Genomic DNA, 15,122 nt, shown 5'->3' with positions numbered 1-15,122 from the left:
TCGGATCACGCGCGCCGTGCCGCCAGGCGTTCGAGCAGCGTCGCGCGGTGGCCGGTGTCGCAGGCCAGGCCGATCGCGGTCCAGGCCATGGCCAGTCCGCCGTCCAGGACCGCGAGGTCGGCGCCGGGGCCGGTCCCGTACGCCGTGAAGTCGGGGTTGTGCATGATGGCGTCGCCGCAGTCGTAGCCGATCATGGGGTGGATGGCCGGCACCAGGTGGGAGACGTTGCCCATGTCGGTCGAGCCCGCCCGGTGCCCCGGTTCGTCCCGGATGGTGCGGCCGAGGTCGCGGGCGACGTCGCGGTAGATGTCCGCCATCGCCAGGTCCTGCCGCAGATCGGCGTAGTCGTTGCCCACCGTCTCCAGGCTCAGCTCGGCTCCGGTGGCCAGCGCGCCGGCCTCGAAGCAGGCCCGGATGCGGGCCTGGAGCACGGCGAGTTCCTCGACGGTCCCGGCCCGGCAGTCGTAGTCGGCGGTGGTGCGGCCGGGAATGACGTTGGGCGCCTCGCCTCCCGAGGTCACGATGCCGTGGACGATTCCGCCGGGCGCCATCTGCTGGCGGTAGGCGCTGATGGCGACCTGGGCGATCATCATCGCGTCGGCGGCGTTGACACCGCGGTGCGGCATGGCGGCGGCGTGTGCGGTGCGCCCGGTGTAGGCGACCTTCCAGCTGCTGATGGCCAGGGACGCCATGCCCACGGCATCCTGCGGCGCGGCGTGGACCATCATCGCGGCGGCGACGTCGTCGAACAGCCCGGCGCGCAGCATGTCGGCCTTGCCGCCGCCGTACTCCTCGGCGGGTGTGCCGAGGAGCTTCACGGTCACGCCGATCTCGTCCGCGAGGGGCGCGAGGGCCAGCGCGGCGGCGGTGGCGGCGGCACCGTTGACGTTGTGGCCGCAGGCGTGGCCGATGCCGGGCAGGGCGTCGTACTCGGCGCAGATGCCGATCACGAGCTCACCGGACCCGGCGGTCGCGGTGAACGCCGTCGGCAGGTCCGCGACCCCGCGGGTCACGTCGAAGCCGCCGCGCTCCAGCTCGTCGGCGATCTTGCGGGCGGACTCGTGCTCCTCGTAGGCGAGTTCGGGTTCGGCGTGCAGGCTGTGGCTCAGGTCCGTCATCCGGTCCCGGCAGGAGGACAGGGCGGTGCGGCTGCGCTCACGCAGAGCGGACGTGTTCATGCGGTTCTCCAGCAGGGAGCAGGGAGCAGGAAGCGGTGGGCGGGGGGACGACGGGGTGCGTGGGGCACGTACGGGTCAGTGCTTCGCGGGGGACCGGCGCAGGAAGAGGGCGATCACCGCGCCCAGCAGGGAGACGCCGACGCACACGGTCCAGCTGGTGGTGTACGCGCCGAGGCGCGGCAGCGGGCTCCCGGCGGGTGTGGCCTTCGCGGAGACGGCCAGCACCGCGGCCGCGCCCAGCGATCCGCCCACGTTGATCAGCAGTTCGTTGATTCCGGACCCCACCGATGTCTGGTCGTGGGGGACGAGTTCGACGGCGAGGGTGCGCGTCGACTGCTGGAGGAACCCGCAGCCCGCCCCGGAGACCAGCGTCGTCACGAGGAAGGGCCAGAGCGACTGGTGGGCGACGAGCGCCCCGGCGTAACCGGCGGCCATCAGGAGCGATCCCGCCACCAGCGTGAACCGGTCACCGAACCTGACCGCCACCGCCGGAGCCGTGAGCGAGCCGATCGCCAGCGCCCCCATGTACGGGAGCATCGCAAAGGCGGTGCGCAGCGGTGACAGCCCCAGGCCGTAGCCGAAGGACGACTCCGGGGTGCTCAGGAAGACGGGGTTCGCCACCTGGAGGCCGATCATGCAGAAGGAGAACGTGAGCGCGATCAGGGAGATCACGACGACGTCCCCGTGCGCGAAGAGCCGCACGTCGATCATGGGCTCGTCGGAGCGCAGCTCGATCCACGCGAACAGGGCCGTGAGCGCGACCCCGCCGGCCAGGCAGCCCAGTGTCGCGGCGGAGTTCCAGGCCCACCCCGGAGTGCCGCCCTTGCCGAGCCCCAGCATGATCGCTACCAGGCCCGCGGAGAGCACGATGCCGCCGAGCCAGTCCACCGAGCCGCCGGGGCGGTGATCGCTCTCGGGCAGCAGTGGCCAGGTCACGATCAGCGCCACGCCCACGCCCACGGCCGGCACCCACAGGGCCGCGGTCGGCTGTGCCACGTACTGGGCGACGAGACCGCTGGCCAGCAGACCGACCGCGAGGCCGCCGACCAGAGCGGCGACCATGAGGCTGATGCCCCGCCTGCTCTCGCCGTCGCTGGTGCGGTTGCGCAGGATTCCGACGAGGAGGGGGAAGAAGCCGGCGAACGCGCCCTGGAGCACCTGGCCGACCAGCAGCATCTTGAACGACGTGCTCATCCCGACGATCAGCGAACCGCTCAGCACGATGGCCAGGGTCCAGCGCAGGATGCGCCGGTGACCGTAGAGGTCGCCCATCCGGGAGAGCACCGGGGTGAAGGCGACGCTGGCCAGCAGGTTGCAGATGCTGAGCCAGTTGAGGTCGGCCGCCGTCACGTGCAGGGTGCCCGTCAGCCGCTGGAGCAGCGGTGACAGGAATCCCTGCGTGATGCCGCTGGACAGCTCGACCAGGGCGACCGAGGCGATCACCGCCACCGGCGGTGTGGGGCGTGGCGCGGAAGCCGGCGCGGACGGCGCGGTGGCGCGAGTATCAGTCATACGTGGTGACCCGTTCTGATGACCGGCGGAGCAGGTGGAAGCGGCGGAATGCGCACTGCAATGTCGTCCACGACCCGATTTCGGGGCAACAAGGTGCCGGACACTCGGCTGATACGGGCATGGCACACTCGGGAACGGCGAAATCCGGCCACGGACGGAGGCGACATGGCGGATACGGCGGCCCCTCACAGGTCCCGGTACTCCTTCGACGACGTGGACCGCGCGATCCTGCGCGTCCTCGGCCGCGAGCCCCGCGCTGCCCTGTCCGACGTGGGCGAGCGCGTCGGGGTGCACGAGCGCACGGTCGCCCGCCGCCTGGAGCGGATGACCACCACGGGCCTCGTCCGGTTCACCGCCGCCCTGGTGCCGGAGTACCTGGGCGAGGGGATCACGGCCGAACTCGCCATCGGCTGCGCGCCCGGCCACCTGGGCAGCCTCGCCGGGGCACTGGCGAGGCGCCCCGACATCCGGTCCGTCGAGGTCGCCACCGGGGAACCGCAGGTCTTCGCGGAGATCCAGGCCCAGGACCAGGGCGGGCTGCTCGCGGCGGTCGACGAGGGGATCGGCGCCCTCGACGGGGTGCGCGGGGTCCACACCTCCGTGGTCCTGGACCTGTTCCTCACCGCCAACGACTGGGCCCCGCACGATCCCGAACCCACCCCGGTACGGCGCGCGGTCAGCGAAGGCCACCCGCTGCCGTCACCACCCGTGCTCGACGCGCTGGACCGTACCCTCGTCGCCCTGCTGGAACGGGACGCGCGCATGCCGCTGACCCGGCTGGCCCGCGAGCTGAGTGTCGGGGAGACCACGGCGCGCCGGCGGCTGGCCCGCCTGATGGCCTCCCACGCCCTGCACCTGCGCCTGCTCGCCGAGCCGGCGGTGCTCGGCTACCCGGTCGAGGCCCGTTTCCGGCTCGCCGTGCGGCCGGGGGCGGTCGGGGAGACGGTGCGCAGCCTCGCGCGCGAGCCCTCGGTGCGGCACCTGGTGCGGACCACCGGGCGGGACAACATCCTCGGCTACACGAGCCACACCTCCATGGCCCGGCTGCGGGCCTTCGAACCGGACGCCCTCGCCGGACTCCCCGGCCTCCTCTCGGCGGAGACGTCCCTGCTCCTGCACACGTACAAGCGGGCCGGAGCTACCGCGCGGATGTGAGGTCGCGACACGGCGAAACGCGCGTGCCGGACGCAGCCACGCAGACGGTACTTTCGAAACCCGCTGGGGCTGGGTGGGGTCGATGGTCAGCGGGAGGTTCCCGGGCCGGGCGGCGCCGAACCACTTGGCAGCGCTGCAGGACGGCGTCGGGGATGAGCATCTGTGCCTGGGAGTAGGTGTCCTGGAACTCGATACGTACGGACTCCGTCGCGGGGTCGGGTTCCGCTCCGGCTCGCAGGGCATAGAGGTCCTCCATCATGCGGAACCGGTATCGGCGGGCGCCGGAGTTCAGCGCGACGTACATGTCGCGACGGCGCTCCAGGTTCGCCTGCGAGGCGTCGGTCTGCCGCTTGTCCCGGTCGGCGAGCTGCTGGAGCTCGAACTCCTGGCGCAGTGAGCGCGAGCTCACCCACGCGGTGGTGATGGGGGGCCAGCAGGGTGCCCGCCACGCCGACGACGGCAACCAGTAACGCTATGACGCCAGTGCTCATGTCTCCCCTTGATGCGGCGCGGCTCGGGTCGGCGGAAGAGTCGCGGAGCTGCCCGATGGCTCGGTGGCCGGTCGTCCTAATCGATTACTGACGGTTCGACAGGGGAGGGCAGTTGTCAAGGGGGGCGGGCGGGACGCTGAGGCAGGCCTTCCGGCAGGCCCGAAGGCGGGCCTGCCGGAAGGCGCCGTACGTGAGGGCGGATCCGCGGGGTGGTTCAGGCGGTCCGAGGGGCGCTGCCCGTGGCCGTCTTCGCGGGTGCGACACCGAAGATGTCCACCGCGTGGTAGTAGGTCCAGGCCGTGGCGTTGCACGAGGTCAGCTTGGCGCCGGAATAGGCGGCGCAGACGCGTTTGAGGTCCGCGTAGAGGGCGGAGTCCAGGCGGGCCTTGTTCGCGGAGAACGTGCCGGCGGCCTTGTAGTTGCGGTAGCCGAAGTCGTGCCGGGCGCAGGCCGTTTGGAAGGGGAAGCCGAACGGGTTGTCGGGCGAGGTGCTGCAGTAGTCCGTCGACCAGTCGAAGCCGTACGCGCCCCATGCGCCCTGGTTGCCGCGGGCGGCGTTCCAGGTGTTGTAACTGGATGCGCTCGTCTGGGTCCAGGAGCTGAGGACCTGGGGCTTGTCCGCAGGGGCGGCGGAGGCCGAAACGGTGGGGAGCAGCGCGATCGGGAGCGACAGGGCGGCCGTGGCGAGCAAGGTGGCGAAGCGGCGACGCATGAACAACCTCCGGCGATGTAGGGGGAGTTGTTGCAGTGGTGCGCCTCGTGGGTCTCATGAGGTAGCTACAGAATGCCGTCATGTACATGCCTACTACGTGGTTTTCGGCAATTGGGTCCCGGCCATTTCGAACGGGCCGGCCGGTGCAGGGCGCCTCCGCCTTGTGGATCTGCCGCGTTTTCACCCGAAGTCGCATGATCGCGCGATAGCGTTGTCGTTCAACGGACATCCGTCGAAAGACGTCTGCCACTGAGTCACCGTGTCGAGACGTCAGCGAGGTTGTCCGTGCCGGGCAACCTGACCATGCGCTGAACTGCCTGGGGGAAACTCGTCATGACCGAAGCTACGACGGACGCGGCCGACGTGGACGGCGGCGATGTGGACCGGGAGGCGGTGGAGCGCGAGCGGGACGAGCTGAGGGAGTTCATCAAGGGCTTGAGCCCGCACGACATCAAGTCGGGCGGCTGGTTCACCAAGCTCAGCGCCCAGGCCCTGAATTCGTACACCTCCAAGGTCAACTGGCAGTACTTCCAGGAGCGGTACGAGGGCGTGCCCGCGGACGCGATCGTCGATCAGCGGATCAAGATGGCGGCCCGGTACGCCGCGCTCGAGGGCGGGCTCTCCGCCGGGGCCTACACGGCAGCCGTCGTCGCCACCCTCGGGACGCTCGGGGGTGCCTCGTCCGCGACCGTGCCGGCCGCCGTCGCGACCATGATGGTGGATGTCGCGTTCATCACCCGGCTCCAGCTTCGCCTGGCCCACGACATCGCCGTCCTCTACCGGATACCGCTCGATCTGGCCGACCCCGATGACATGTGGAAGCTCATCCGCGTGGCCTTCACGATCAAGAGCGGGGAAGTGGTCCGGGAGGGCGTGGTCAAGGCGGTCCCGGTGATGCTGCGGCCGGTGATCAAGCGTTTCTACTCCGGAGCGGTGCTGAATGCCGCCAAGGGGTTCCCGTTCGTCGGGAAGTTCCTTCTGCAGCGCAACGTCATCAAGATCGGTATCCCCGTGGTCGGCGTTCCGCTCGCGGTGGTGCTGAACCGCTGCACGACGCTGCTCGCGGGGCGGCACGCGCAAGCCGTCTTCCGGAACGAGGCGCGGGTGATCGAACTTGCCGAGAGGCTGAGCGGGCGGAGCCGGCACCCGCAGCTGATGCTGTGGGTCGCTTGGCTCGTCATCAAGGCGGACGCCAGGACGACCGACGACGAGTCGCTCTTGATGCGGCACCTGGTGAGCCGGGTGCGGGACCGGCACCAGGTGGTCGACGAGGAGCTGGCTCACCTTGTCGACGTCGACCCCGACGAGGTGTGGCGACGCCTGGACGCCGAGCCGGGCGATCTCGGCGACCTCCTCGACGCGGCCGAGCGGGTGGCCGCTGTGGACGGTCCTGCCAACGCCCGTGAAAGAGCGGTCGTCTCCGAGCTTCGGGATCGCTGCAGCCGGGTGTGAATCCGTCCGGAAGGCCGGACCCCTGCGGCACCTCTGCGCAGGGGGCCGGCCTTCCGGACGGCTCGACCGGGAATTCCGGGGCCCTGACCGTCTGCCGATCCCGGGCCTAACCGAGCGTCGACCCGCCGCCCGCCGTCCCGCCGCCCGCCGTCCCGCCGCCCGCCGTCCCGCCGCCCGCCGTCCCGCCGCCCGCCGTCCCGCCGCCCGCCGTCCCGCCGCCCGCAGTCCCGGTGAGCGGGGCGCCGCCCGTCTCCTTCGCCGCCGGCTTCCTGCGCATGGCCAGCAGCAGGGTGAGGGCCGTGCCGGCCACCGCCCACGCGGACAGCACCAGCAGCGGTCCGGTCACCGCGTTGCCCCGGAAGTAGGCGATCGAGCGCGCCACCCAGGTACCGGCCCCCGGTGGGAGCGCGGGGCCGATCGCGCGCCAGAAGTCCGGGAGCATCGGGAGCGGGAAGGCGCCGCCCGCGCTCGGGTTGCCCGCGATCACCACGAGCAGGACGGCCAGGCCGATGCCGACGATGCCGGTGAGGGCCTCCAGGGCGAGCGTGATCATGCCGACCGCGAAGACGGTCAGCGCGCCCAGGCCCGACAGCCCCCAGAAGGACCCGGGCAGGGCTCCGAGGATCGGGCCGATGATGATCGCGCCGCCGATTCCGCCCGCGATCGAGTAGAGCGCCATGACCCCGGTCCGGATCACCGCGCGCTGACGGTTGGCGGGGCGGGTGCCGGCGCTGATCGCCAGGATCGAGGCGCAGAGGTAGCCGCCCACGCACCAGCCCACCACCAGGTAGAAGGACGAGAGCCCGTCGAAGTCCTGGTCCGAGGCCGGGGCCACGTCCACGGAACGCACCGTGCGCCGCTGGGTGAGATCGACCTTCGTGATGATCGCCGTCAGCGAGTTGGCCAGGACGGTGCCGCCGCCGGAGGCGACCAGCACGGTGTCGGTGGTGCCCCTGGGGCTGACGATCAGGGCGCCGTCGATGTCGCGGTTCAGGATCTGCTTGCGGGCGGTGGCCGCGTCGGTGACCGTGCGGGGGTCCAGCGGGCCACCGGGGAGGTCCTTCAGCTCGGTGAGGAGCCGGGCGGAGATCTGCTGGGGTGCGACGACGCCGAAGGGGACGTCCGTCGGCTTCGGCTTGTGCAGCGCTCCGACATAGGACGCGATGAACAGCAGTTGCAGCGCCAGTACGCCGATGACGAGCAGTGCGGCCCGCGGAGTGACGGCGTTCTTCACCTCATCAGCGAAAGTCATGCCCCCACCGTCCTGCGCGCCCGCTGTCCACGCAGTCGGGGCCGGGCCGAATGGCTGAGGGGTGACTCACTTCTCGGATATCGCACGAATGTTCGAACGTGGTCTATGGTGGAGAGCGAGGGGGTGGAGAGTCACGGACAGGTCCAGGAGGTGCGGGTGTCAGGGTTCACGCATCTGCATACCGTTTCCGGGTTCTCCCTGCGGTACGGGGCCTCGCACCCGGAGCGGCTGGCGGAGCGCGCCGCCGAACGGGGGATGGACGCCCTCGCGCTGACCGACCGCGACACCCTCGCGGGTGCGGTCCGGTTCGCCAAGGCCTGCGAGCGGGCAGTCGTGCGGCCGGTCTTCGGGGTGGAGCTGGCGGTTGCCCCCGCAGGGCGTGCGGAGGGCGACGGGCGTGCGCACCGGCTGCGGACCCCGGTCCGCGGTGGTGCCTTTGTCGATGAATCCGCCCCCCGCGTCACCTTCCTCGCCCGCGACGGCGCCCGGGGCTGGGCCGAGCTGTGCCGCCTCGTCACCGCCGCCCACGCCGCCGTTCCCGACGGCGGCCGGCCCCTGCTCGACCGGTCCGCGCCGCCCGCCGAAGGGCTCACCGTGCTGCTCGGCCCCGCCTCCGAGGTGGGCCGGGCGCTCGCCGCCGGCCGCCCCGACCGGGCCGCCGCCCTGCTCGCCCCCTGGCGGGAGGCGTACGGCGACGACCTGCGGCTCGAAGCGGTCCACCACGGACGCGGCGGCACCGGACCCGGTTCGCTGCGGCTCGCCGCCCGTACCGTCGGCTTCGCCGCCGAACAGGGGATACGGGCCGTGCTGACCAACGCCGTCCGGTACGCCGACGCGGGGCAGGGCCCGGTCGCCGACGTGCTCGACTCGGCCCGCGGGCTCGTCCCCGTCGACCCGCGCCGCGCCCCGCTCGACAGCGGTGAGCGCTGGCTGAAGGACGCCCGCGCGATGGCGGAGACCGCCGAGCGGATCACCGCCGCCGCCGGGCTCGGCCCCAGTGCCGGGGCGGCGCTGCTCGCGGAGACCCGGCGCACCGCCGACTCCTGCGCCGTCGACCCCGAGGGCGACATCGGCCTCGGTTCCGTCCACTTCCCCGAACCGCACCTCGTCGGCGCCGACCGCCGCACCGCCCAGCGGGTGCTGGCCTCCCGCGCCGCCGCCGGCATGGTGCTGCGCGGGTACGACCGCAGGCCCGGCTACTGGGACCGGATGCACCACGAGCTGGACATCATCGCCCACCACGGCTTCGCCTCGTACTTCCTGACCGTCGCCCAAGTGGTCGACGACATCAGGGAGATGAAGGTCCGGGTGGCCGCCCGCGGCTCCGGCGCCGGCTCCCTGGTCAACCACCTCCTCGGCATCGCCCACGCCGACCCGGTCGAGCACGGGCTGCTGATGGAGCGCTTCCTGTCCAAGCGCCGCTTCGTGCTGCCCGACATCGACATCGACGTCGAATCGGCCCGCCGCCTCGACGTCTACCGCGCGATCATCGGCCGCTTCGGCACCGAACGGGTCGCCACCGTCGCCATGCCCGAGACCTACCGGGTCCGCCACGCCATCCGGGACGTCGGCGCCGCGCTCTCCATGAACCCGGCCGAGACCGACCGGCTCGCCAAGGCCTTCCCGCACATCCGGGCCCGCGACGCCCGCGCGGCCATGGAAGAACTGCCCGAACTGCGTGAGGTGGCACGGACGAAGGAGAGGTACGGAAGGCTGTGGGAGCTGGTGGAAGCGCTGGACGGGCTGCCGCGCGGCATCGCCATGCACCCGTGCGGGGTCCTGCTCTCGGACGCCTCGCTGCTGCGCCGCACCCCCGTCATGCCCACCAGCGGTGAGATCCCCCATAGCCTCAAGGGCATGGGAGGTGCCCCCCTCCCCATGGCCCAGTTCGACAAGGAGGACGTGGAGGACCTCGGGCTGCTCAAGCTCGACGTGCTGGGCGTACGGATGCAGTCGGCGATGGCGCACGCGGTCACCGAGGTGAAGCGGGCCTCCGGCCAGGAGATCGACCTGGACGCCGTGGAGCCGGGCGACCCGGAGACGTACCGGCTGATCAGGACCGCCGAGACGCTGGGCTGCTTCCAGATCGAGTCGCCCGGCCAGCGCGATCTGATCGGCAGGCTCCAGCCGGACGGCTTCCACGACCTGGTCGTCGACATATCGCTGTTCCGGCCCGGACCGGTCGCCGCCGACATGGTGCGGCCGTTCATCGAGGCCCGGCACGGCCGGGCGCCCGTCCGCTATCCGCATCCCGACCTGGAGGGGCCGCTGCGCGAGACCTACGGGGTGGTGGTCTTCCACGAGCAGATCATCGAGATGGTCGACATCATGACCGGCTGCGGCCGGGACGAGGCCGACCGGGTCAGGCGCGGGCTCTCCGACCCCGAGTCGCAGGGCCGGATCAGGATCTGGTTCGCCCGGCACGCGGCGGCGCGCCAGTACGGCGCCGAAGTGATCGCCCGCGCCTGGGAGATCATCGAGGCGTTCGGCAGCTACGGCTTCTGCAAGGCGCACGCGGTCGCCTTCGCGGTGCCGACCTACCAGTCGGCCTGGCTGAAGGCGCACCACCCGGCGGCCTTCTACGCCGGGCTGCTCACCCACGACCCCGGGATGTACCCGAAGCGGCTGTTGCTCGCGGACGCGCGGCGGCGCGGGGTGCCGGTGCTGCCGCTGGACGTGAACCGGTCGGCGGCCGCTCACCGAATCGAACTGGTGTCCGGTAATGGAGAGGGCGGGGAATCCTGGGGGCTGCGGCTGGCGCTCTCCGACGTCCACGGGATCAGTGCGGCCGAGGTCGCCCGGATCGAGGACGGGCAGCCCTACACCTCGCTGCTGGACTTCTGGCAGCGGGCCCGTCCGGCCAAGCCGGCCGCCGAACGGCTGGCCCAGGTGGGCGCTTTGGACGCGTTCGGCGCCAACCGCCGTGATCTGCTGCTGCATCTGTCCGAGCTCCACCGCGCCCAGCGGGGCGCGGGTTCCGGCGGCTCGGGCGCGCAGCTCCCGCTCGGCGGCGGACACCGTACCGGCTCCATCGGCCTGCCCGACCTCAATGAGGCGGAGCGGCTCAGCGCCGAGCTGGGCGTGCTGAGCATGGATGTCTCACGCCACCTGATGAGCGATCACCACGCCTTCCTGGCCGAGCTCGGAGCGGTATCCGCCAAGCGGCTGCGCGAGGCGCGGCACGGGGAGACCGTGCTGGTCGCGGGCGCCAAGGCGGCCACCCAGACCCCGCCGGTGCGCTCCGGGCGCCGGGTCGTCTTCACGACGCTGGACGACGGCACGGGCCTGGTCGACCTGGCGTTCTTCGACGACAGCCACGCCGACTGCGCGTACACCGTCTTCCACTCCTGGCTGCTGCTGGTGCGCGGAGTGGTGCAGCGGCGCGGGCCGCGGAGCCTGAGCGTGGTGGGCGCCGCCGCCTGGAATCTGGCCGAGCTGGCCGAACTGCGGCGTACCGGGGGGCTCGACGCGGTCGCGGCCAGGCTGGCGCGGGAGCCCGAGCCCGAGGACGCCCCCGCGCCGGACGAGTCCCCGGCCGGCGGGGACGACGGCCGCCGCATCCGGATGCCGACCGGTTACGAGATGAACCCCTGGGCGGACCTCCAGCCGCCCGGCGAGGGCACGCCCACCGGAAGGAAGCTGTGGCACCAGAGCCCGGGGAGCGCGGGATGAACGAGCGGCCCGGGGCGAACGAGCGGCCCGGGATCCTCTGTCTGCGGTTCCGGCGGGTCGGCGGCGGGCCTATGGACGGGGCCGGTTACGCGGGACTGCTGGACCTGCTCGGTTCGTTCACCCCGCTCGTGGAGGCGGCGCCGCCGGACGGTGCGCTCGCCGATGTGCGGGGCGCGCTGCGCTACTTCGGGCGGGACGCGGCCGGGCTGGCCGCGGTCGTCCGGGTCCGCGCGCTGGCCCTGCACGGCGTGGACTGCGCGATCGGGGCCGCCGAGAACCCGATGCTGGCGCGGATGGCGGCGCGGCGGGCGACGCCCGGGACGACCTTCGTGGTGCCCGTCGGAGGGGGCGCCGCCTTTCTCGCGGACCGGCCGGCCGCCGCGCTGGACGGCGTCGGGGCGGCGACGGCCCGAACCCTGTGCGGGTACGGGCTCGACTCCGTCGGCCGGATCGCGGCCGCCCCGCTCGGCACCCTCCAGCGGATCACCGGGGTGCGGACCGGGCGCGAGCTGTGGGAGCGGGCCCGGGGCATCGACCGTACGACGGTGGTACCGAACGCCGCCGCCCGGTCGGTCGCCGCCGAACGCACCTTCCCGCGCGACGAGCTGGGCCGGGAGCGGCAGCGGCGTGCGCTCATGTCGCTCACCGAGGAGCTGGGGGCGAGGATGCGCGGTGAGGGGCAGGTGTGCCGCTCGCTCGCGGTCTCCGTGCGCTATGCCGACCGGACCGGTTACTCGACGCTGACCCGCAGCCGTACGCTCCGCGAGCCCACCGCGCACTCCGCGGAGCTCACCGCGCTCGCCTACCGCATCCATGACTCGTTCGCCCTGCAGCGCGCCCGGGTGCGGGGGATCGCCCTGCGTGCCGAGGGGCTCGGGGACGCGGGGCGGGCCGCGCACCAGCTGACCTTCGATCCGGTGGACGAGCGGGCGCGGCGGATCGAGGCGGTGGCGGACCGGCTGCGGGCCAGGTTCGGGCCGCAGGCCGTGATGCCGGGGCGGCTCGCGGCCTGAACCGCCGGGCGGGGCCTGTCCGGAAGTCGCGGTTACCGCCGGTCAGTTTTTACCGACGCGTAACTTCCCAGGAAACCCTACTCGTGCGTAAGTTGGCATGAGCACGCAGAACGTGAGCGTGCAGAACACCGTCATCACTTGTGGTCCGGACCGCAGGGTGCACAGACATCGCAACTCCCTTGAGCCGCAAGGAGAACCCACGATGCTGCCCTGGACCCGTGCGCCGCGCACCCCACGAGCGCGCAGAACCCTCGCCGCACTGCTCCTCGCAGTCGCCGCGGTCGCCACCCCCACGGCCACCGCCGCTGCCGCCACCCCCACCGCCGCCACGGCCACCTCACACGGCTGGAACGACTACTCCTGCAAACCCTCCGCAGCACACCCCCGGCCCGTCGTCCTGGTCCACGGAACCTTCGGGAACTCGGTCGACAACTGGCTGGTCCTCGCCCCCTACCTGGTGAACCGGGGCTACTGCGTCTACTCGCTCGACTACGGGCAGCTCCCCGGTGTGCCGCTCTTCAACGGCCTGGGCCCCATCGACAAGTCGGCCGGGCAGCTCGCCACGTTCGTCGACAAGGTGCTCGCCTCCACCGGGGCGCCCAAGGCGGACATCGTGGGTCACTCCCAGGGCGGCATGATGCCGAACTACTACCTGAAGTTCCTGGGCGGGGCGGCCAAGGTGAACGCCATGATCGGGCTCGCGCCCGACAACCACGGCACCACCCTCCTCGGCCTGACCAAGCTCCTGCCGTACTTCCCCGGCGCGGGCGACCTGCTCAACGAGCACACGCCCGGACTCGCGGACCAGGTGGCCGGTTCGCCCTTCGTGACCAAGCTCAACTCCGTACCCGACACCGTGCCCGGCGTGCACTACACCGTCATCGCGACCAAGTACGACGAGGTCGTGACCCCGTACCGGACACAGTTCCTGGACGGACCCGACGTGCACAACGTCCTGCTCCAGGACCTGTGCCCGGTCGACCTGTCCGAGCACGTGGCGATCGGGACCGTCGACCGGGTCGCCTACCACGAGGTGGTCAACGCCCTCGACCCGGCGCACGCCACCAGGACCAACTGCGCCTCGGCCGTCGGGTAGGGCGCTCCGTCCCTCCCCCGGGACCGGGCTTCCCGGGGGATCCGCCACTGTCAGCGGTGGATGGCACGATCGGAGCATGACGACGATCGACTGGGACTCCGCCGCCGATTCCTTCGACGAGGAGCCGGACCACGGACTGCTCGACCCCGTGGTCCGGCACGCGTGGGCGCAACGCCTGGAGAGCTGGCTGCCCCGGGAGCGTTCCGAAGTCCTCGACCTCGGATGCGGCACCGGAAGCCTGGCCCTGCTCGTCACCGGGCAGGGGCACCGGGTCACCGCCGTGGACCGCTCGCCGCGCATGGTGGAGCAGGCGCGCGCCAAGCTGGCCGGCACCGGCACCGAGGTGCTCACCGGGGACGCCGCGGCACCGCCCGTCGGCAAGCAGCGGTTCGACGTGATCCTGGCCCGGCACGTGGTGTGGCTGCTGCCCGACCCGGCGGCGGTCCTGCGGCACTGGTTCGGCCTGCTGCGGCCCGGCGGCAGACTGGTGCTGATCGAGGGCGTGTGGAACGGGGCCGGGCTGTCCGCCCGGCAGCTCACCGCGCTGCTCGCCCCGTTCACCGAACGCATCCATCACGAACGGCTCTCCGGCGACCGCGACCTCTGGGGCAAGGACGTCGACGACGAGCGCTACACCCTGGTGGCCCGCGCCGAACCGCCGCGCCGGCACACCGAGGTGGTGGACGTGCATCTGATCCTGCGGCGCGGCTCCGAGGTCCTGCTCGCCCGCCGCGCCGGTACGGGGTACGCGGACGGGCTGCTGCACGCCCCGTCCGGGCATCTGGAGGACGGCGAGGACGTCCGCGAGGGCATGATCCGCGAGGCGGCCGAGGAGACCGGGATCGCCCTGGAGCCGGAGGAGTTGCGGGTGGCCCTCGTCATGCAGCACCGGGGGCCGGGCGGCAGCCCCAGGACCGGCTGGTTCTTCGAGGCGGAGTACGACCCGGCCAGACCCCCGTACAACCGCGAACCGGACAAGTGCTCGGAGCTGGCCTGGTTCCCGCTGGACGCCCTTCCGGACGACATGGTGGCGTACTGCCGGGCCGGGCTCGACGGTTACCGGGCGGGGGAGCGCTTCCTGGTCCACTGGCACGAGGACGGCGACACCGTCGCTTACGAACCGCGCGGCCCCCGTCGCGCGGTCCCGCTGCCGGCCGGCGGGGACCGCACCGGCCGGGTCCACCACATCGAGCTGTGGGTGCCCGATCTGGCGGCGGCCGAGGCGGGGTGGGGCTGGCTCCTCGGTGAGCTGGGCCATGTCCCGTACCAGCGGTGGGCGCACGGGCGCAGCTGGCGCCGGGGCGACGGCTACGTGGTCGTCGAGCAGTCGCCCGACCTGGTCCCCGGGGCCCACGAGCGGCGCCGTCCGGGCCTCAACCACCTGGCGTTCCACGTGGCGGACCGGGAGGCCCTCGACGCGCTGGTGGCCCGAGCCCCCGAGCACGGCTGGCGGCTGCTCTTCCCGGACCGCCATCCGCATGCGGGCGGCGACGGGCACGTGGCCGCGTATCTGGAGGACGCGGCGGGGTACGAGGTCGAGCTGGTGGCTGGCTGAGGGGCCCCGCGCGCGGGCGGGCCGGGCGGTGCGG

Annotated in this window: 11 protein-coding genes; 7 read left to right on the top strand and 4 right to left on the bottom strand. The window is 72.5% G+C overall.

Annotated features, from left to right (window positions below; translation table 11 throughout):
• Window positions 1–5 precede the first annotated feature (5 nt).
• Window positions 6–1,178, bottom strand: a complete 1,173-nt coding sequence (locus ACGFU6_RS28460; protein ID WP_393614985.1) for an amidohydrolase — start codon at window positions 1,176–1,178, stop codon at window positions 6–8.
• A gap of 75 nt (window positions 1,179–1,253) precedes the next feature.
• The gene (locus ACGFU6_RS28455; protein ID WP_393614984.1) at window positions 1,254–2,690 is read right to left on the bottom strand and encodes an MFS transporter; all 1,437 of its coding nucleotides are present in this window, start codon (window positions 2,688–2,690) and stop codon (window positions 1,254–1,256) included.
• Between the two features lie 165 nt (window positions 2,691–2,855).
• Here ACGFU6_RS28455 and ACGFU6_RS28450 point away from each other — a divergent pair, with 165 nt between their 5' ends.
• Together ACGFU6_RS28450 and ACGFU6_RS28445 are read left to right on the top strand one after the other, a co-directional pair.
• Window positions 2,856–3,845 carry an Lrp/AsnC family transcriptional regulator gene (locus ACGFU6_RS28450; protein WP_393614983.1) on the top strand — a complete coding sequence of 330 codons (990 nt, stop codon included), beginning with the start codon at window positions 2,856–2,858 and terminating at the stop codon, window positions 3,843–3,845.
• Between the two features lie 257 nt (window positions 3,846–4,102).
• Window positions 4,103–4,315 carry a hypothetical protein gene (locus ACGFU6_RS28445; protein ID WP_393614981.1) on the top strand — a complete coding sequence of 71 codons (213 nt, stop codon included), beginning with the start codon at window positions 4,103–4,105 and terminating at the stop codon, window positions 4,313–4,315.
• A gap of 235 nt (window positions 4,316–4,550) precedes the next feature.
• Here the strand turns inward: ACGFU6_RS28445 and ACGFU6_RS28440 are convergent, their stop codons facing one another.
• Entirely contained in the window at window positions 4,551–5,048 is a 498-nt protein-coding gene (locus ACGFU6_RS28440) for a phospholipase (RefSeq protein ID WP_393614979.1), read from the bottom strand.
• A 333-nt stretch (window positions 5,049–5,381) separates the two neighbouring features.
• Here ACGFU6_RS28440 and ACGFU6_RS28435 point away from each other — a divergent pair, with 333 nt between their 5' ends.
• Window positions 5,382–6,500, top strand: a complete 1,119-nt coding sequence (locus tag ACGFU6_RS28435) for a hypothetical protein (RefSeq protein ID WP_393614977.1) — start codon at window positions 5,382–5,384, stop codon at window positions 6,498–6,500.
• Window positions 6,501–6,606: 106 nt separating this feature from the next.
• Here ACGFU6_RS28435 and ACGFU6_RS28430 read toward each other — a convergent pair whose 3' ends face one another.
• Window positions 6,607–7,752 (bottom strand): DUF3533 domain-containing protein, encoded by a 1,146-nt coding sequence (locus ACGFU6_RS28430; protein WP_393614975.1) that lies wholly within the window; start codon window positions 7,750–7,752, stop codon window positions 6,607–6,609.
• A 105-nt stretch (window positions 7,753–7,857) separates the two neighbouring features.
• On the opposite strand from ACGFU6_RS28430, the gene ACGFU6_RS28425 reads away from it, so the two are divergent.
• From ACGFU6_RS28425 to ACGFU6_RS28410, 4 genes are all read left to right on the top strand, one after another.
• Entirely contained in the window at window positions 7,858–11,424 is a 3,567-nt protein-coding gene (locus ACGFU6_RS28425) for a DNA polymerase III subunit alpha (protein WP_393614973.1), read from the top strand.
• The gene (locus ACGFU6_RS28420; protein ID WP_393614971.1) at window positions 11,421–12,437 is read left to right on the top strand and encodes a hypothetical protein; all 1,017 of its coding nucleotides are present in this window, start codon (window positions 11,421–11,423) and stop codon (window positions 12,435–12,437) included. Before ACGFU6_RS28425 ends, ACGFU6_RS28420 begins: the two co-directional genes overlap by 4 nt.
• Window positions 12,438–12,639: 202 nt before the next feature.
• Window positions 12,640–13,533 (top strand): esterase/lipase family protein, encoded by an 894-nt coding sequence (locus tag ACGFU6_RS28415; RefSeq protein ID WP_393615026.1) that lies wholly within the window; start codon window positions 12,640–12,642, stop codon window positions 13,531–13,533.
• 76 nt (window positions 13,534–13,609) lie between these two features.
• Window positions 13,610–15,088, top strand: coding sequence for a trifunctional class I SAM-dependent methyltransferase/NUDIX hydrolase/VOC family protein (locus ACGFU6_RS28410; RefSeq protein WP_393614969.1), 1,479 nt, complete (start codon window positions 13,610–13,612; stop codon window positions 15,086–15,088).
• The last annotated feature ends 34 nt before the right edge of the window (window positions 15,089–15,122 follow it).

This window comes from Streptomyces sp. NPDC048462, from assembly GCF_043200175.1.
Taxonomy (GTDB): Bacteria; Actinomycetota; Actinomycetes; order Streptomycetales; family Streptomycetaceae; genus Streptomyces.
Note: the sequence above shows the minus strand (reverse complement) of the source record. Positions and strands in the feature narration are given on the sequence as shown.